This window comes from Hymenobacter cellulosilyticus (genome assembly GCF_022919215.1).
GTDB classification, from domain to species: Bacteria; Bacteroidota; Bacteroidia; order Cytophagales; family Hymenobacteraceae; genus Hymenobacter; species Hymenobacter cellulosilyticus.
This window is the reverse complement of record NZ_CP095046.1, coordinates 3595649-3612885: the sequence shown is the minus strand read 5'-3', so window position 1 is coordinate 3612885 and position 17237 is coordinate 3595649. Positions and strand designations below refer to the sequence as shown.

Here is a 17237-nt window from a genome sequence, read left to right as displayed (position 1 = left end):
TACGACAATGAACAGAAGAGACGCCCTCACCCGGGTAGCCCTCATCATGGGCGGCACCCTTATCGGCGGTGACTATTTTTTGAGCAGCTGCTCCTCGCCTGCCGAAGAAAAGGATACCAAAGCCACCACGGCCGCGAAAAAGGAAAAGCCCTTTCTGAGCCAGGACCAGGTAGCATACCTCAACGAAGTAGGCGAAACTATCCTGCCCACCACCAAAACGCCTGGGGCCAAAGCCGCCGACGTGGGCTCGTTCATGGCCGTCATGGTCAAGGACTGCTACAAGCCCGACGACCAGCAAATTTTCTTGGAGGGCATTACCAAACTAGAACAAGCCAGCAAGCAGAAAAATGGCAAAGGCTTCCTGGAAAGTACTCCGGAGCAGCGCACGGTCCTGCTCACGGCCCTGGACGCCGAGCAGAAAAACTACAGCAAAACCAAGACCCTAGAGGCGCCCAACCACTACTTCCGCATGCTCAAGGAGCTGACCTTGCTAGGCTACTTCACCTCCGAAGTGGGCAGCACCAAGGCCTTGCGCTACCTGCCCGTGCCCGGCAAATACGACGGCTGCGTGCCCTACAAAAAAGGCGACCGGGCCTGGGCTACAACCTAAACGAGGTAGAGACGCATATTTGCGTCTTATCGTTGAACGAGGACCCTGAACGAACCTACGCTGTAAATATCAGCATAGGTAAGACGCAAATATGCGTCTCTACACCGCTTGTTTCAGCGGATAATCTGCGTACTTGAACCGGATGAAACTACGATTAGCAATGATAGGCGGCGGGCAAGGGGCCTTTATCGGGGCCGTACACCGACACGCCGCCGCTCTGGATGGGCTCTACGACTTGGTAGCCGGGGCCTTCAGCAGCAACCCCGACACCTCCCGGGCCAGCGGGCAGCTGCTAGGCCTCCAGCCCGAGCGGGTGTACGACTCTTACGAGGAACTGATCCAGCGCGAGAAAGAGCTGCCCGCCGAGCAGCGCGTGCAGGTCGTTTCCATCGTCACGCCCAACCACCTGCACTTTGCCCCGGCCAGGCTGGCCCTGGAAAACGGCTTCCATGTCATCCTTGACAAGCCCATGACCTTTTCTTTGGCCGAAGCCAAGGAGCTGCAAGCCGTGGTAGAGGCCAGCTCGGCCAGCTTTTGCCTGACTCACACCTACACCGGCTACCCCATGGTGAAAGAAGCCCGGCAGCTGGTAGCCGCCGGGGAATTGGGCACCATCCGCAAGGTGTACGTGGAATATCCGCAGGGCTGGCTGAGCACCTTCGAGGAAGGCTCGGCCAACAAGCAGGCTGCCTGGCGCACCGACCCCGCCCGGAGCGGCGTGGCCGGGGCCATGGGCGACATTGGTACCCACGCTTTCAACCTGCTGGAGTACGTCACAGGCCTGAGCGTCACTCAACTCTGCGCCGACATCAACACGGTCGTACCCGGTCGGCAGCTCGACGACGACGGGGCCGTGCTGCTGCGCCTCTCGGGTGGGGCCAGCGGGATGCTGGTGGCTACGCAAGTGGCAGCCGGGGAGGAAAACAACCTGCGCCTGCGGGTGTACGGCGAGAAAGGCGGCCTGGAATGGCAGCAAGCCGACGCCAATACCTTGCTGGTAAAGTGGCTTGACCGGCCCACCGAAATTCGCCGCACCGGCACAGGCTACGTCGGCTCCTACGCCCGCCACAATGCCCGCACGCCCGCCGGCCACCCCGAGGGCTACCTCGAAGCCTTTGCCAACCTGTACCGCAACTTCGCCCTGAGTTTGCAGGCCGACCTGGCCGGCACGCCCGCCTCACCCGAAGCCCTGGACTACCCCGGCATAGAGGAAGGCGTGCGGGGCATGGCCTTCATTGAAAACGTCATTGCCTCGGGCCGCTCCGAACAGAAGTGGACCGAGTTTACCATTTAGTCGCGCATGAGAACCATCAAGGGGCCCGCCATTTTTCTGGCCCAGTTTATTTCCGACCAGCCCCCTTTCAACAGCCTGGAAAGCATCTGCGCCTGGGCCAGCAGCCTGGGTTTTAAAGGTGTGCAGCTTCCTACGCTGGACAAACGCTTTATTGACCTGCAGCTGGCAGCCGAAAGCCAAACCTACGCCGACGAGCTAAAAGGCAAGGTGCAGGCCGCCGGCCTGGAAATCACCGAGCTGTCGACTCACCTGCAGGGCCAGCTGGTAGCCGTGAACCCTGGCTTTGACTCGCTCTTCGACGGCTTTGCGCCCGAGGCGCTGCGGGGAAACCCTAAGGCCCGCCAGGAGTGGGCCGTGCAGCAGCTCAAGTACGCGGCTAAGGCTTCCCAGAATCTGGGGCTGACGGCCCACGCTACCTTCAGTGGGGCTTTGCTCTGGCCCATGGTCTACCCCTGGCCCCAGCGCCCGGCCGGCCTCGTCGATACGGGCTTTACAGAGCTAGCCCGGCGCTGGCTGCCGATTCTGAACACCTTCGACGAGTGCGGCGTGGACGTATGCTACGAAGTGCACGCCGGCGAGGACCTGCACGACGGTATCAGCTACGAAATGTTCCTCGACAAGGTGCAGCACCACCCCCGCGCCTGCCTGCTCTACGACCCCTCCCACTTTGTGCTGCAGTGCCTCGACTACCTGGAGTACATCGACCTCTACCACGAGCGAATCCGGGCCTTTCACGTCAAGGACGCCGAGTTTAACCCCACCGGCCGACAGGGCGTGTACGGGGCTACCAAAGCTGGGCCGACCGTGCCGGCCGCTTCCGCTCCCCCGGCGACGGGCAGGTGAATTTCAAGGGTATTTTCAGCAAGCTAGCCCAGTACGACTACCCCGGCTGGGCCGTGCTGGAGTGGGAATGCGCCCTCAAGCACCCCGAAGACGGTGCCTGCGAAGGCGCTACGTTTATCAAAGACCACATCATCCGCGTCACCGACAAGGCCTTCGACGACTTCGCGGCTTCCGGTATCAACGAAGCCAAGAATAAAAGTCTGCTGGGCCTTTAATTACCCGTTAGGAATCATGAAAAAAGTCTTGCTATTGCTGAGCTTCGGCGCGCTGCTGGCGGCCTGCTCTTCCGGCTCCGAGAAAAAAGCCAAGGAAGAATACACTCTGGCCGACTCCGAGGAAACCATGGCTACCGACAGCACCACCGGCGCCAACGTGACGGCCGTAGCCCACCAGCCCCAGATTGATACCAGCGCCACTAAAATCGGAACCGGACCCACAGGAGGGGCCGTAGCTAAGGGCGCCAAGCTCATCGAAGGCAGCGACTGTATGGGCTGCCACCGCGAAAACGAGAAGCTGCTGGGCCCCGCCTACAAAGCCGTAGCCGAAAAGTACCCCAGCAATGACGCCAACGTGAGCATGCTGGCCGGCAAGATCATCAAGGGCGGCAAAGGCAACTGGGGCGACATCGCCATGACGCCCCACCCCGGCCTTTCGGAAGCCGACGCCCAGGAAATGGCCCGCTACATCCTCAGTCTGAAGTAGAACCCCACAACTGCCCGCTGGTGCTCAGCGAAAGAACGTCATGTCGACCAGCGGGAGACATCTCGCGTGGCTTCGTTGGGTTACTAATCAAACCTCAGCACGCGGGATGTCTCGCTTAGCTCGACATGACGGCCTCGTGTAAATGACTTGGAGCAAAGCGGTTCCAAGCCTACTGCGCCGCTTCAGAAGCTTTACTTCATATACGCTCATTACGTCACCTCACCCCCACCGCCCATGAATACCACCATCCGCATCAAGCTGTCCATCATGATGTTCCTGGAGTTCTTTATCTGGGGCGCTTGGTTTGTGACGCTGGGCACCTACCTGCTACGCAACCTCAATGCCACCGGCACCCAGGTGGGCGTTGCCTTTCTGACGCAGTCCATCGGGGCCATTGTAGCGCCCTTCATCATTGGGCTTATTGCCGACCGGTTCTTCTCGGCCCAGAAGATCCTGGGCGTGCTGCATTTGGCCGGGGCGGCCCTGCTCTGGCACGCCTCCACCGCCCCCGACTTCAGCTCCTTCTACCCCAACATCCTGACCTACATGATTCTGTATATGCCCACGCTGGCTTTGGTGAACTCCATAGCCTTCCGGCAGATGCAGAACCCGCAGAAGGAGTTTGCCACCATCCGGGTGCTAGGCACCCTGGGCTGGATTGTGGCTGGCCTGACTATAGGCTGGCTGAACTGGGAGCAAAGCGGCAGCCTGCAAAGCACGTTTCTGATGGCCGCCGGAGCCTCGGCCCTGCTGGGCTTATTTAGCTTCACCCTGCCGGCCACGCCCCTGTTAAAACCGGGCAGGCCAGCTCCCTGGGCGACATGCTGGGCCTCGACGCCATTGGGTTGCTGAAGAACCGCTCCTACCTGATTTTCTTTCTGGCTTCCATTGCCATCTGCATTCCGCTGGCCTTTTACTACGGCTTCACCAACCCTTCCTCAACGAAGTGGGCATGAAGGGCGCCGCCGGCGTACAGAGCCTGGGCCAAGTGTCGGAGCTGCTGTTTATGCTCCTGATTCCGGTGTTTTTCAGCCGGCTGGGCGTCAAGAAGATGCTGGCCATCGGCATGGGAGCCTGGGTCTTGCGCTACGTGTGCTTCGCTTACGGCAACGGCACGGGCAGCTACTGGATGCTGATTGCCGGCATCGTGCTGCACGGTATCTGCTACGACTTCTTCTTCGTCACGGGCCAGATCTATACCGACAACCTGGCCGGGGAACGGTTCAAAAGCTCGGCTCAGGGCTTTATCACCCTGGCCACCTACGGCGTGGGCATGCTCATCGGCACCCTGCTTTCGGGCCGCATATTCGACGCCTACCAAACCACCCCCACCACCCATGACTGGCGCATGATCTGGCTGATTCCGGCCGGTATTGCCGTAGTGGTGCTGCTCCTGTTCCTGCTGCTGTTCAAGGACCGCGCCCAGCCCCAGGCCGCCGAGGCCCCGGCTTTTGACGCGGCTCCTACCCTGGCCCAAGCCAACTAAGCGCCGTGGCTACCTGGAATCGGCGGGCAGCGGTGAAAGGGCTGCTGGCCGGCACGGCGACCGTGAGTACGCTGGGCCTGACCGAAGCCTGCGCTGCTGAGGATAAAAAGACGGAGCAAATCCGGCCACTCAAGGGCAACATCCGGCAGTCGGTGTGCCGCTGGTGCTTTCAGGACCTGCCCCTGGACCAGCTCTGCGCGGCAGCCAAGGAAATGGGAATCCGGGGAATCGATTTGGTGGGGCCTGCCGACTGGCCGACGTTGAAAAAGTACGGCCTCGACTCGCCCATGTGCAACGGGGCCGAAATCAACCTGACGGATGGCTTCAACGACCCGCAGTTTCACGCCCGCCTGCAGAAGCAGTACGCCGAGATGATTCCGCGGGTGGCCGCGGCCGGCTACACCAATTTGATCTGCTTTAGCGGCAGCCGGCGCGGCATGTCGGATGCGGCGGGCTGGGACAACTGTGTACGGGGCCTGGCGCCCCTGCTCAAGCTGGCCGCCCGGCACAAGGTGGTGCTGGTGATGGAGCTGCTCAACAGCAAAATCGACCACAAGGATTACCAGTGTGACCGTACCGCCTGGGGCGTGGAGCTGGCCCGCAAGCTGGGCTCGGAGCACTTCAAACTGCTCTACGACATCTACCACATGCAAATCAACGAGGGCGACGTCATCCGCACTCTGACCCAGCACCACGAGTACATTGCCCACTACCACACCGCCGGCGTGCCCGGCCGCCACGAGCTCGACGACCAGCAGGAGCTCAACTACCCGGCCATTATGCGGGCCATCCAGGCCACCGGCTTCAAAGGCTACGTAGCCCAGGAATTCATGCCCCGCCACACCAATAAGCTAGCTTCCCTGCGCCAGGCCGTGCAGCTCTGCGACGTATAAGCCCGCCGTTTCTATCTTGCTTTTTTCGACTCTGCTCTGAACTCGCCCCGCATGAAGCTGCCCCTGCTGTTGTCCGCTTTTCTCCTCGGCTTTTCCTATATGACTCAGGCCCAGCAAACCGGCAAGCCCGAAGCCACCGAAGTGTGGGAGCCAGTGCCCAAAACCATTACGGCCAACCCGAATTTCACCCCGCCGCCCTCCGACGCGGTGGTGCTCTTCAGCGGCAAAGACCTCAGTCAGTGGGTGTCGGCCGATGACCGCGCAGCCCCAGCCCGCTGGAAAGTGTCCGGCGGCCTGCTCACCGTGGATAAGACTACGGGCAACATTGAAACCAAGCAGGCCTTTACCAACTACCAATTGCACCTGGAATGGCGGGTGCCAGCTAATATCAGCGGCACGGGCCAAGCTCGCGGCAACAGCGGCATCTTCCTGGCTTCGTTAGGCAAGGGCGACTTAGGATACGAGCTGCAAATCCTGGATTCCTACCAGAACAAGACCTACGCCAACGGTATGGCCGGCAGCATCTACAAGCAGCATATTCCCTTGGCCAACCCCGCCCGCAAGCCCGGCGAGTGGCAAAGCTACGACGTGCTTTGGACCGCCCCGACCTTCAAGCCCGACGGCGCAATGCTGACCCCGGCCCGCGTGACTGTGCTCTTCAACGGGGTAGTCGTGCAGCAGAATGTGACCCTGGCCGGCCCACGGTCTACATCGGGGCGCCCAGCTACCAGCAGGCCCACGGCCCGGCCCCCATCAAGCTCCAGGCGCACGGCGACAAAAGTGAGCCGGTCAGCTTCCGTAACATCTGGGTGCGGGAGCTATAATATTCGGCAGCAGCTTTTAAAGTTTGGTTTAGAGGTTAAAACTCCGGTCCTGTCCTACTTGAAATACTGGGCGTACTGCTTCGGCATGGCATCCAGGGGCTTGATCATGATGCCCTTGTAATATACTTCCGCGGCCTCGCTTTGCAGCTGAATCTTGCCGTGGGTCAGGGGCTGACGCTGCCCGTTTACCACGAAGGAAGAGTTGTCCACGGCCAGCACCACGTGGCCGTTAACCAGGTGAATGCTCTTGCCGTTCACGTGGATAAGCTCCAGCTCGTTCCACTGCCCGTTGGGCAGCTCGTAGTTAGCCGCCGCCTGGCAGAAACCCTTGCCGCCCTTGCCCATTGTGACCGGGGCGGCGGTAGGGTTAAACTTGAGCGTGTCTTTGGTTGCGTCAAAGGAGGCGCGGATGTCGGCCGAGGAGTTGGCAATGCACCAGAAGTCGCCCATGGCGTTGCCTTTTTGGTGCTCCGAAACCTGGAATTCCTGGCTTAGCATCCAGCTGTGCCAGTAGTCGACGCCGCACTCGCCCTGGCTGTTGTAGAGAATGCCACTGTCGCGGGGCTCATCGATACGGGGCACCCACTTCTTCTCGCCCCATTTCACTTTCAGCTTCAGGTCGTAGTTGGTGAAGTCCTGCTTGGTGAAGACGCAGCCGTAAATCTCGCCGCTGATGCGCAGCACCGGCTCCCCTTCCTGCATCACCACCGAGAAGACATTCGCCTCGTTCTTGTCGTAGCCGATGGGGGAATCACCTTGCCCTGGGCATCTGTGGGAGCCTGACCCCGGTAGCCCAGTTGGTGCCGGTAGCTTTCGAAGGTCCGCCACTTACTCAGGTTTTTGTCCAGCAACGGCTCCCAGCCTTTGGGTGCGGTAAAGGAAACGGAAGTCAGCAGCAGCGTAGCACCCAGCACCAGGACCGTAGATTTTCTCATCGGATAAAACAGGTAGGTAAAGTTTTCGAGTGTTCTAATCTACTGGTTTTGTGGCAGCGCGAAGGGCCGGGCAGAAATATTTGTCCCAAACAGCCCATCAAGACGCTACTATCCACTTACCCCGTGATAAAATCAGCCACCAAATACAGGCACACCGGCGCGGGCATCTCCGTGGAAAAACCCGTGGGCGTGAGCTGACCGGTTTTTGGGTCGATGTGGTAGCTGAAGATATTGTTGGTGTGCTGGTTGGCTACCAGCAGCAGGCGGCCGTCGGGAGAGAGGGTGAAGTTGCGCGGAAATTTGCCCTGGGTGCTGGCGTGCTGCACCACGCTCAGTCGCCCACTACTCTTGTCCACGGCCAGCACCACGATACTGTCGTGCCCGCGGTTGGAGCCGTACACGAAGCGGCCATCGGGCGAAACGTGGATATCGGCACAGTAGCTGGTTTGGGCATAGCCCGCCGGTAGGGCCGAAAGAGTGTGCAGCTCGGTAAAGGTACCCTGGGCGGCATCATAGCTCAGGGCCGTGACGGTGGAGTTCAGCTCGTTAATTACGTAGGCCCAGCGTCCATTAGGGTGAAAAGCCAAATGGCGCGGACCTGCCCCAGGCTGCCCTTTAAAGGCCGTTTTGCCCGGCAGCTGAGGCAAGCCCGTCGATGCATCCAGCGCGTAGCTCAGCACCTGGTCGTTACCCAAATCCACCGAAAGGGCGTAACGCCCGCGGGGTCGGGCAGAATAAAATGGGCGTGGGCCTTGTCCTGATTAGGGTGCGGCCCCCGGCCCTGGTGTTGGTCGGTTGCGGCGGCCGGGGCCAGCCGCCCATCGGCCTGCACCGGCAGCGCGCTGATGGTGCCAGCGCCGTAGTTGGCAACCAGCGCGGCTTTGTTACCGGGCGCGAGACTCACGTAGCAGGGCCCCGCGCCTACCGAAGGCTGCTCGTTGAGCAAGCTCAGCCCGCCGCTGCTCTGATTGATGCCAAAGGCCCGGAGGGCCCCGCTGCCGCTGCCCGGAACTTCGTTGGTGGCGTAGAGGAAGCGGTGGTCCGTGGACAACGTCAGAAAGCCGGGCTTCACTCCACCCCGAAAGCCCGCTACCCGGGTCATAGCGCCAGTTTGGGGTGTACCCGGTAGAGAAAGATATTGTCCTGCTCGGCGTCCCCGTAGGTGCCGATGTAGAGCAGATATTCCTTAGTTGCCGCTGCGCCTCGCCCCGTGACGCAGGCGGCCAGCAAGGGGCCGGCGGCTACCAGAGCAGTACGATGTAAAAAGGCGCGGCGGCTGATAATAGGATTTAGCATCATAGTAAGGCGGGTTGCAGGAGCCGCCAATATACACAAGTGCCCCGGCCAACAAAGCCTGCTGCTTGAGCAAAAAGCATTGTGCACCGATTAATACCCCTTGTAAACCGGGAAACGGCCGATGACGCCGCCACCCGCGCTGCTATGGCTGAAAAGTCGTTACTTGAGCGCACACTCTTTTCTTCACCCCCTCAACGCCAATGGCTCAGCAGCAAGCTCAGCTTCAAAATCAAGCCGCCCGACAGTATTCCTTCCTGGCGGAGATGTCCCAGGACGACTACTTCCCCCATCCCCTGGTCGACAAGGGCAAAGCCATCCTGGTGCAGCTGTGCTTCGACATCGAGCAGCAGCAGCCCAAGAGTCTGGAAGAGCTCTACGCCCTGACCCACGCCGCCGCCGAGCAGTTCAACGACCTGCAGGAGGAATTTTGGGAAGCCGACAGCGAAATAGAAACCGCCGCCCGTGACTGTATCGGCAACGACTTTGACTTTGTAGCCACAGCGTATGGCTTTGAGGCGGCAGACCCGGAAGAGCTGATAGCCACCCGCGACTGGTGATAGGCACCGGGAGGATGGCTCAAGACGCAACTAAGCACACTCTGATTCATTCTTTTAGTGGGTATACACTACTTTATTATAATTGAAATTAATTACCAAATTAGTAAACATGTCGTACATTACTTTAATCTTGTATACCTAAAGACATCCAACTAGTGGTAATTGTATACCCTATTTAGTATACACATATTTTAAATACCCCTTACTGTATACCTTAACAATCTATTAACTAGCTGCTGGAAACTAGTAGGGCCACTGCCGCCGACAGTTGTTATTCTTAATTCAACCCGAAGATTTTACCCGTCAGATGCACGTAAGTTACCTCACCAATCACTACCTCTACTGGGTCGACCGGTTTGACCACGTGCTCAGCATTGAGGAGTGTAACAACCGTGCCTTCATGAGCTTTACAGACCTAGCAGCAAGGGAGTCTGATCAGGTGCTGGTAACTGAATACTGCCAGGTGGAAGACAGGCTGATTGGGTTTATTGAGGCCGTGGTGGAACACGCTGATACTGCCCTGCAAAACTCGTTCGTACGGTATAGCTGGTTCAGCGCTGGGGCCGAAACCTCCCTGCCGTTATTTACCCCGGCCCAACTCGCCATCCACCAGGATATTGCTACGCTTGACAGAGGAGACGAGAACTGCCTGCAACTGGAATCGAAAGCCCAGCTCCGCGACTTTCTGCAACTCGGGATTCGGGAGCGGCTGAAAGTCAAGCTCCTGATTGGGGAGGTCTATGTCGAAACTGGCTTCGATATGGGCTTAGTTGTGCAGAACATCCGGGAAGACAACCTCCTGCAACTGGCGAGTCGGACCGGGGTGCATGTGCTACGCAAATGGGAACATTCGATGTGGGATTAACCGCGCCCCCAACTTAACTGCCTCATACCACATATGTCCTTGTCTGCCAGAGCGCAACACTACCTTCGCACCCAGCGACGCAACCCCCACTATGTAGTAGACTCGCAAGCTATAATTACCTACTTAGCCAAGCAGCTTATCCCGCCTACGCCGGCCCTGCTCGCATTCCAGGAAAACTATTCCGGCGTAGCGCTGACCATCGCAGGAAGTCCTGACAAGACCTTCAACGTATTCCTATTTTCGAAAGGTGACATAGCAACGAATGAGCCGCAGGACCAAGACCAGATTGAGGACCGGCACATCTTCGCTTGCGGCGATACCGAGGTAGGGCAGGTTATGTACTTCATCACCGACCGCGGCGAGGTGTGCACGTTCGAAGACGATGTGAGTCTCAATATACTCTATGAGTCATTCGACACCCTTGTGGAGCAATATGCCTTCCAAAATGAAATCATGTATTGGCGGCAGGCTCCTCCCTATTACAAAGTAGCCGACAGGGCCAAGCTCACGGCCTTAATGGCTGAGAACTACCAGCTGCTTGGGGAGTGCAGCGACCGGTATAATTCCTGGTGGCAAAACGAAAATACGATAGTCACTACAGGCGTATGGCTGGACCGCCCGGCGTTTTACGTCCACGTCTACGGCAAAACCGATCTGGATTGCAGTCAGCTCATTGCCTCTTTCAAGCGCACCGGTATTATAGCCTGAGTTCTGTGCAGTATTAACTATCCTATCCTACTTCCCTGGCCCCGGTATTACTGATGAGCCTATTTTCCCGGATAGATCCACGCCTTGAGCGCTTTGCCGCAGAACAAAATGCAGTCCTAACCCGTGACCGGGATGGCGACAGCCGGCTTGAATTTGAAGAAAGAAGAATAGACTGACAAAAAGATGATATAAATCTTGCCGTGATAATTCAGCCATCTTTCGCACGTACCGGGGTTGATATAAGTAAGTGGAGCTTTCGTATCGTAGCGTGGAGAGACACACCGTTTCACCGGTACGCTACCGGACAAGAATTTCTAAGCGCCGTTGCCTTTTCGCAGGTCGAGGCTCAGCTAGATGAACTACTGGAAACCTCAGAGTTGCTCTTAAAACAACGTCACTGGTCAAGGTCTGCCTCTTATGTATTAATTCCTGTCGTCCTCAATGCTACCTAAAACGGTTTAGCTAGTCCATACGCCAACCTTTCCACCTTCTTTCCTACCTTGTCAGCCTCAACCCTGAAGCTGATGAAACTCCAGTTCCTGCTAGCCCCGCTCCTTCTCGCGTCCTTCGCCACCCTGGCCCAGAAAGCTGCGCCTGCTGAAAACCTCGTGCAGTACGCCCGGCCCATCATCGGGACCCAGAAGATGGGGCACACCTACCCCGGGGCCACGGTGCCCTTCGGCATGGTGCAACTCTCCCCCGATACCGACACGCTGCAGTACGCCAAGGACGGCAAGTACAACCCGGACATGTACCGCTACTGCGCCGGCTACCAGTACGACGACCCCACCATCGTGGGCTTCAGCCACACCCACTTCAGCGGCACCGGCCACTCCGACCTCGGCGACTTTCTGGTGATGCCCACCACGGGCCCGCTGCAGCTCAACCCCGGCACCGCCCAGAAGCCCCAGAGCGGCTACCGCTCGGCCTTTTCCCACAAGAATGAAACCGCCGAGCCGGCCTACTACCGCGTCAAGCTCGACGACCACAACATCCTGGCCGAGCTGACGGCCACGAACCGGGTGGGCATGCACCAGTACACGTTTCCCAAGTCCGACCAGGCCCACATCATCCTGGACTTGATGGCCGGCATCTACAACTACGAGGACAAGAACGCCTGGACCTACGTGCGGGTCGTCAACGACTCGCTTATTACCGGCTACCGCCAGACCAACGGCTGGGCCCGCACCCGCACGCTGTACTTTGCCCTGGCCTTTTCCAAGCCCTTCAAGCAGTATGGCTTCCGCAACTTCTCTAAAAAGCAGGTCTACCGCGGGTTCTGGGGCAAGTTCGACCAAACCAAAAACTTTCCCGAAATGGCCGGCGAGCAGCTGCGCGCCTACTTCGACTTTGCTACCCAGCAAGGTGAAAAAATCAAGGTGAAGATGGCTCTGTCCCCGGTCAGCCAGGAAGGCGCGGTGGCCAACATGCAGGCCGAACTGCCGGGCTGGAACTTCGAGCAGACCAAGGCCCAGAGCCAGGCCCTGTGGCAGCAGGAATTGAGCAAAGTCACGATTCAAAGCCCGAAGAAGGACGACAAAATCAACTTCTACACGGCCCTGTACCACACCTTTCTGGGCCCGACCACCTACCAGGACGTGGATGGGCAGTACCGCGGTATCGACCAGAACAATCACCGCGCCGAGGGCTTTACCAACTACACCACCTTCTCGCTCTGGGACACCTACCGCGCCCTACACCCGCTATTCAACCTGGTGCAGCCCAAGCGCAACGCCGACATGATTCAGAGCATGCTGGCCCACTACAGCCAGAGCCCCGAACACATGCTGCCCGTGTGGAGCCACCACGCCAACGAAAACTGGTGTATGATTGGCTACCACTCGGTGTCGGTCATTGCCGACGCGGTGCTCAAGGGCAACGCGACGTTTGACGCCAACAAGGCCCTGGACGCCTGTGTGGCCACGGCCCGCTACAAGCCCTACGACGGCATTGGCTACTACCTGCAGTTGGGCTTCGTGCCCGAGGACAAGAACTCGTCGTCGGTGAGCAAGACCCTGGAGTATGCCTACGACGACTGGTGCATTGCCCAGATGGCCCAGAAGCTCGGCCGCCAGGATATTTACCAGGAGTTCAGCAAGCGGGCCTTGAGCTACCAAAACGTGTACGACGCCCGCGTGGGCTTTATGCGCCCCAAGCTGGCCGACGGCACCTTCCGCAAGGAATTCGACGTGCTCAGCACCCACAACCAGGGCTACATCGAGGGCAACGCCTGGAACTACAGCCTCTACGTGCCCCAGGACCCCAAGGCCCTTATCACGCTCATGGGCGGCTCCAAGCGCTTCACCGAGCACCTCGACTCGCTCTTTACCATGCACCTGCCCGATAAGTTCTTTGCCGAAACCGAGGACATCACCCGCGAGGGTATCATCGGCAACTACGTGCACGGCAACGAGCCCGCCCACCACGCGGCCTACCTCTACAACTGGACCGACCAGCCCTGGAAAACCCAGCAGCGGGTGCGCATGATTCTGCCCAAGATGTACCGCCCCACCCCGACGGCCTCGGCGGCAACGACGACTGCGGGCAGATGTCGGCCTGGTACATCTTCTCGGCCCTGGGCTTCTACCCCGTGGCCCCCGGCTCCCCGGAATACGCCCTGGGCAGCCCCGCCGTGCACAGCGCCACGATGACGCTCGAAAACGGCAAGACCTTCCGCATCACGGTCAAAAACCAGAGCGACAAAAACGTCTACGTGAAGGAAGCTCGCCTCAACGGACAGAAGCTGACCCGGCCGTTTCTCCAGCACCAGGATATCGTGAACGGCGGGGAGCTGGTGTTTACCATGGCCGGGAAGCCGTAAGCGGGTAGCTAATCCTGCGGAGAAGTAGTTGCATACTATGCTTGCTTAGCCTACATTGATTATCTCAATGTACCGTGGCACTGTTTAATTACTAAATCTACCTTTTATAATTATGCGCAATCAGTTACTAGTAACTACACTATTCACGTTCTTAATTTTTTATTCAGCAAGAGCCAAAACGTATACTGTTCGATCTTTAGAAGGGAAAGCATCTGTAGTTAGTCTCTCGTACAAGCCGTTTAGCAAGAAATTATCCATCTCCTTTAAACGGGATACGATATATCTGCATAACTACACAAACACCCAAGCAGTTAGTATACTGGCGGGTAACTTTTTACAAGTTACGTACGGCATAAGAGCAGGAACGGGCCTGGCGCTTCAGAATACGGCACTCCTGTGCGTTGTCAAAGACCGGCTTCAAGTAGCACTACTGGTTCAGTCGTATGCCAGCGGCTTTTCGACTACGCCGGGCAATGCTAGCACCATAGACAAGCAGTGGCTGAACACGTTGAAATTCAGCGTCCCCAAGCAATCGAAAGCTAATTTCGAATTGCTGTTCACCATTCAACAGCAGCAAAAGTCAAAACTCCATCCTCCGGCAAACTACACGAAGCCCGGCAAAGCTGTTTTGCGCTTTGATACTACCCGTTATATATTCTATTCAACTCGCAACAATATTAACCAGTCGTTTACTCTGGTTGATAGCAGAACTAATACAGAAATTATTAAAGCCATAAAGGAAATAGCACCTATTATTACTTTAGGAGAAGACACTTACTATTTCATTGCAAACAGTTGGTACAGTATTGGCGCTGACAACAAGCTGTTTAAAGAATATGGCAGATGATATCAGGCGACGCAGCGCAATTTGTGCCTAACCTATATAAAAGTTGTATTTCCGGCTACTTAGGGTAGCCACATAATAGTTCTGCCTGGCCGACCCAAAAAGCCAGAAGCACCCGGCAGAACTCTGGAAACCCTTATGGAAAACTTCGGGCACTATCCAGAGCTCTGGAAATGCTTCCGGAAAACTCCGGAGCCCCATCCAGAACTCTGGAAACCCTTATGGAAAACTTCGGGGCACCATCCAGAGCGCTGGATGGTGCCCGGAGAAAAATAGGTGAGCCTTCCAGAGCTCTGCCGGGTTGTCGGAGAAACTTGGGAGGGTATTCCAGAACTCTGGGCGCTACCCGGAACTAACGCGCACCGCTGGGCCGGCTGCTCCGTCGGGGGCTAAGAATGGCAGCGGGGCAAAACATATTCGGCGGCCTACGGTTCGAATTAATCCGGGCGGGCCCGCAGGAGCCGGGCCCGCTTGGGAAGAGGAATGCAGCAACTTGTGTATAGTTCTTGGGGCGCCGTGCACCTGGCCGCGGCCGTAGCGGCGTTGCTGCTGGGCACCGGGGTGCTGGTGCTGCCGAAATGGGGCCGCCTGCACCAGCGCCTGGGCTACGGCTACGTGGGCAGTCTAGTGGTAATGCTCACTACCTCATTTGCCATTTACCGCCAATTCCACGGCTTCGGCATTTTTCACGTGGCGGCCCTGCTCAGCGGCGTTACGCTGCTGGCGGGCATGGTCCCGGTGTGGCGCAAGTGGCCGGCCCGGGGCTGGCTGCAATTACATTATGGCTTTATGTATCTGTCGGTCCTGGAGCTCTACGTGGCCCTGGTAGCCGAGGTGCTGGTGCGCCGGCCGGGCTTCACGTTCTGGCAGGTCGCGGGTTTTTCCTCGGCCATGGTGCTGCTGCCGGGGCCATGCTGTTTCGGCGGTTGCGCCGGGAGTGGCAAGTGGCGGCCCCGCAACCGGCCAAACGCCGAGCCAGCTCTAAGTACCGAGCGTCGAAGGCCGCATAAGGTACGGCCTTCGCGCGGGGCATTCCTAGCTTGACTACCGGCTCCACGGCCTCGGCGGCTTACCTTTGCCCCTAAACCCTCCCGTACCCGAGCCGCCGAAATCTGCCTGTGCCATGAACCGTATTGACCGCCTGTTTGGCATTACCACCCTGTTGCAGGCGAAGAAATACGTTTTGGCCGAGCAGCTAGCCGAGCAATTTGGTATCAGTGTGCGCACGGTGTACCGCGACATTAAAGCTCTGGGCGAGCAGGGCATTCCGGTGAGCTTCGAGCCGCACAAGGGGTATTTTCTGGTGCAGGGCTACTTCCTGCCCCCAGTGTCCTTTACTCCGGAAGAAGCCAACGCTATGGTGTTGCTCGAAACTATAGCTGGTACCCTGGCCGACGCCTCCATTCAGGCCCAGTACACGGCCGCCCTGACCAAGGTGAAAGCTGCCCTGCGGGAGCGGGAACGGGACCGGCTCGAGCAGTTTACCAGCCGCATCAAAATGCACCTGCCCGAGTACTTCCGGGGCCCGGCCGACTACCTAGCCACCTTGCAGTCGGCGCTGGCCGACCGGCGGGTGATTGAAATGGAATACTGCGACAAAAGCGGGCAGAGTAGCCGGCGCCCGGTGGAGCCCATCGGGCTGGCGTTTTATAACCTGGCCTGGCACCTGATTGGCTGGTGCCAGCTGCGGGAGGACTACCGCGACTTTAAAGTGGCCCGCATCCGGCAGCTTACGGCCACCACCCGGCTCTTTACCAAGACCGACCACCTCTTGCTGACCGAGTACATTGCGGGCCTGAACCTGCCCTATGTGCCGTAATTTTTTTAAGGGCAAAAGTTGGACTGCCATAGGGTTGTCAGTGGGCAGGCCGTGCTTTGGGGCATCATTCACTTTTTACTGACACCCCCATGCAATTTGACTCTATCCGCGTAATTACCAACGACGTGCCGCGCCTGGTGCAGTTCTACGAGCAGATCAGCGGCCTGCCCGTGCGGCAGTACACCGAAGACTTTGCCGAGCTACAAACGCCCACGGCCACGCTGGCCATCGGCAGCACGCGCACCTTGCAGTTTGGCGGGCAGCACGTGGCCCGGGCCGCCCACAACTCCTCGGCCATCCTGGAATTCCGCGTTGCCGACGTGGATGCCGACTACCAGCGCCTGGCGTCCGTGCTCGGCGAGGCCGTGGTGCAGCCCCCACGACCATGCCCTGGGGCAACCGTTCCCTGCTCTTCCTCGACCCGGACGGCAACCTGGTCAACTTCTATGCTCCCGTCACGCCCGAGGCCCGGCAGCGCTACGACGGCTAAGCGCAACCCGGCCGGGCCGCTGATAAACGGTATGACGGCCGCCCGACAAAGGCCCGCCGAACCACTACAGCGTACTTAGGCACCCCGGAAAACTTCGGACGGCTCGTGAAACGTTTTCCAGACCCTCTGGCAAACTTCGCCCGGCCCGGAACACGTTTCGCGGGCACTCCGGAAAGCTTCGGGGTGCCCGCGAAAGTCTTTTTAGGGTAGTCGGAAAACTTCGGGGTATCCGGGAAACCTTTCCCGGGTT

Annotated in this window: 16 protein-coding genes and 4 pseudogenes; 16 read left to right on the top strand and 4 right to left on the bottom strand. The window is 58.5% G+C overall.

Translation table 11 applies throughout. The features are described from left to right. Positions 1-7 precede the first annotated feature (7 nt). The 8 genes and pseudogenes from MUN79_RS17690 to MUN79_RS17660 all read left to right on the top strand — a co-directional run bounded on the left by MUN79_RS17690 (position 8) and on the right by MUN79_RS17660 (position 6773). On the top strand, positions 8-610 hold the full coding sequence (locus MUN79_RS17690; protein ID WP_244673961.1) for a gluconate 2-dehydrogenase subunit 3 family protein: 603 nt from the start codon (positions 8-10) through the stop codon (positions 608-610). A gap of 142 nt (positions 611-752) precedes the next feature. Continuing rightward, positions 753-1904 (top strand): Gfo/Idh/MocA family protein, encoded by a 1152-nt coding sequence (locus tag MUN79_RS17685; protein ID WP_244673960.1) that lies wholly within the window; start codon positions 753-755, stop codon positions 1902-1904. Positions 1905-1910: 6 nt separating this feature from the next. Then, positions 1911-2962 (top strand): annotated as a pseudogene (locus tag MUN79_RS17680) (sugar phosphate isomerase/epimerase family protein). A gap of 16 nt (positions 2963-2978) precedes the next feature. Then, positions 2979-3449, top strand: coding sequence for a c-type cytochrome (locus tag MUN79_RS17675; RefSeq protein ID WP_244673959.1), 471 nt, complete (start codon positions 2979-2981; stop codon positions 3447-3449). A gap of 234 nt (positions 3450-3683) precedes the next feature. Then, entirely contained in the window at positions 3684-4301 is a 618-nt protein-coding gene (locus MUN79_RS31165) for an MFS transporter (RefSeq protein WP_311136506.1), read from the top strand. After that, positions 4271-4935: pseudogene (locus MUN79_RS31155) on the top strand (MFS transporter). The gene MUN79_RS31165 and the pseudogene MUN79_RS31155 overlap by 31 nt, the downstream one beginning before the upstream one ends. Positions 4936-4940: 5 nt before the next feature. Next, complete coding sequence (locus tag MUN79_RS17665) at positions 4941-5828, top strand: hydroxypyruvate isomerase family protein (RefSeq protein ID WP_244673958.1); 888 nt, start codon at positions 4941-4943, stop codon at positions 5826-5828. A 51-nt stretch (positions 5829-5879) separates the two neighbouring features. Beyond that, positions 5880-6773 carry a 3-keto-disaccharide hydrolase gene (locus tag MUN79_RS17660; RefSeq protein ID WP_244673957.1) on the top strand — a complete coding sequence of 298 codons (894 nt, stop codon included), beginning with the start codon at positions 5880-5882 and terminating at the stop codon, positions 6771-6773. Here the strand turns inward: MUN79_RS17660 and MUN79_RS17655 are convergent. From MUN79_RS17655 to MUN79_RS17640, 4 genes and pseudogenes are all read right to left on the bottom strand, one after another. After that, a complete protein-coding gene (locus MUN79_RS17655) occupies positions 6707-7354 on the bottom strand; it encodes a 3-keto-disaccharide hydrolase (protein WP_244673956.1) in 648 nt (215 codons plus the stop codon). The two genes, MUN79_RS17660 and MUN79_RS17655, sit on opposite strands and share 67 nt — an antisense overlap. After that, positions 7354-7587 carry a hypothetical protein gene (locus MUN79_RS17650; protein WP_244673955.1) on the bottom strand — a complete coding sequence of 78 codons (234 nt, stop codon included), beginning with the start codon at positions 7585-7587 and terminating at the stop codon, positions 7354-7356. Before MUN79_RS17650 ends, MUN79_RS17655 begins: the two co-directional genes overlap by 1 nt. 116 nt (positions 7588-7703) lie before the next feature. Next, positions 7704-8689 (bottom strand): annotated as a pseudogene (locus MUN79_RS17645) (lactonase family protein). Next, positions 8686-8886 (bottom strand): hypothetical protein, encoded by a 201-nt coding sequence (locus MUN79_RS17640; protein ID WP_244673954.1) that lies wholly within the window; start codon positions 8884-8886, stop codon positions 8686-8688. The pseudogene MUN79_RS17645 and the gene MUN79_RS17640 overlap by 4 nt, the downstream one beginning before the upstream one ends. Positions 8887-9083: 197 nt before the next feature. Between MUN79_RS17640 and MUN79_RS17635 the strand changes: the two genes are divergently transcribed. From MUN79_RS17635 to MUN79_RS17600, 8 genes and pseudogenes are all read left to right on the top strand, one after another. Beyond that, a complete protein-coding gene (locus MUN79_RS17635; protein WP_262922891.1) occupies positions 9084-9440 on the top strand; it encodes a DUF5713 family protein in 357 nt (118 codons plus the stop codon). Positions 9441-9747: 307 nt separating this feature from the next. Further along, entirely contained in the window at positions 9748-10305 is a 558-nt protein-coding gene (locus MUN79_RS17630; protein ID WP_244673952.1) for a hypothetical protein, read from the top strand. 39 nt (positions 10306-10344) lie between these two features. Beyond that, positions 10345-11013, top strand: a complete 669-nt coding sequence (locus tag MUN79_RS17625; protein ID WP_244673951.1) for a hypothetical protein — start codon at positions 10345-10347, stop codon at positions 11011-11013. Between the two features lie 524 nt (positions 11014-11537). After that, positions 11538-13834: pseudogene (locus MUN79_RS17620) on the top strand (GH92 family glycosyl hydrolase). 112 nt (positions 13835-13946) lie between these two features. Next, positions 13947-14681, top strand: a complete 735-nt coding sequence (locus MUN79_RS17615; RefSeq protein WP_244673950.1) for a hypothetical protein — start codon at positions 13947-13949, stop codon at positions 14679-14681. 492 nt (positions 14682-15173) lie between these two features. Then, positions 15174-15722 (top strand): hypothetical protein, encoded by a 549-nt coding sequence (locus MUN79_RS17610; RefSeq protein ID WP_244673949.1) that lies wholly within the window; start codon positions 15174-15176, stop codon positions 15720-15722. Between the two features lie 79 nt (positions 15723-15801). Beyond that, entirely contained in the window at positions 15802-16497 is a 696-nt protein-coding gene (locus MUN79_RS17605) for a helix-turn-helix transcriptional regulator (protein ID WP_244673948.1), read from the top strand. Between the two features lie 89 nt (positions 16498-16586). Next, entirely contained in the window at positions 16587-17066 is a 480-nt protein-coding gene (locus MUN79_RS17600; RefSeq protein ID WP_244673947.1) for a VOC family protein, read from the top strand. Positions 17067-17237 lie beyond the last annotated feature (171 nt).

What these genes read in the sequence shown, in the direction of transcription:
- MUN79_RS17690 (WP_244673961.1), top strand. Translation starts at nt 8, where the DNA reads ATGAACAGAAGAGACGCCCTCACCCGGGTAGCCCTCATCATGGGCGGC.
- MUN79_RS17685 (WP_244673960.1), top strand. Translation starts at nt 753, where the DNA reads ATGAAACTACGATTAGCAATGATAGGCGGCGGGCAAGGGGCCTTTATC.
- MUN79_RS17675 (WP_244673959.1), top strand. Translation starts at nt 2,979, where the DNA reads ATGAAAAAAGTCTTGCTATTGCTGAGCTTCGGCGCGCTGCTGGCGGCC.
- MUN79_RS31165 (WP_311136506.1), top strand. Translation starts at nt 3,684, where the DNA reads ATGAATACCACCATCCGCATCAAGCTGTCCATCATGATGTTCCTGGAG.
- MUN79_RS17660 (WP_244673957.1), top strand. Translation starts at nt 5,880, where the DNA reads ATGAAGCTGCCCCTGCTGTTGTCCGCTTTTCTCCTCGGCTTTTCCTAT.
- MUN79_RS17655 (WP_244673956.1), bottom strand. Translation starts at nt 7,354, where the DNA reads ATGCAGGAAGGGGAGCCGGTGCTGCGCATCAGCGGCGAGATTTACGGC.
- MUN79_RS17650 (WP_244673955.1), bottom strand. Translation starts at nt 7,587, where the DNA reads ATGAGAAAATCTACGGTCCTGGTGCTGGGTGCTACGCTGCTGCTGACT.
- MUN79_RS17640 (WP_244673954.1), bottom strand. Translation starts at nt 8,886, where the DNA reads ATGATGCTAAATCCTATTATCAGCCGCCGCGCCTTTTTACATCGTACT.
- MUN79_RS17635 (WP_262922891.1), top strand. Translation starts at nt 9,084, where the DNA reads ATGGCTCAGCAGCAAGCTCAGCTTCAAAATCAAGCCGCCCGACAGTAT.
- MUN79_RS17630 (WP_244673952.1), top strand. Translation starts at nt 9,748, where the DNA reads ATGCACGTAAGTTACCTCACCAATCACTACCTCTACTGGGTCGACCGG.
- MUN79_RS17615 (WP_244673950.1), top strand. Translation starts at nt 13,947, where the DNA reads ATGCGCAATCAGTTACTAGTAACTACACTATTCACGTTCTTAATTTTT.
- MUN79_RS17605 (WP_244673948.1), top strand. Translation starts at nt 15,802, where the DNA reads ATGAACCGTATTGACCGCCTGTTTGGCATTACCACCCTGTTGCAGGCG.
- MUN79_RS17600 (WP_244673947.1), top strand. Translation starts at nt 16,587, where the DNA reads ATGCAATTTGACTCTATCCGCGTAATTACCAACGACGTGCCGCGCCTG.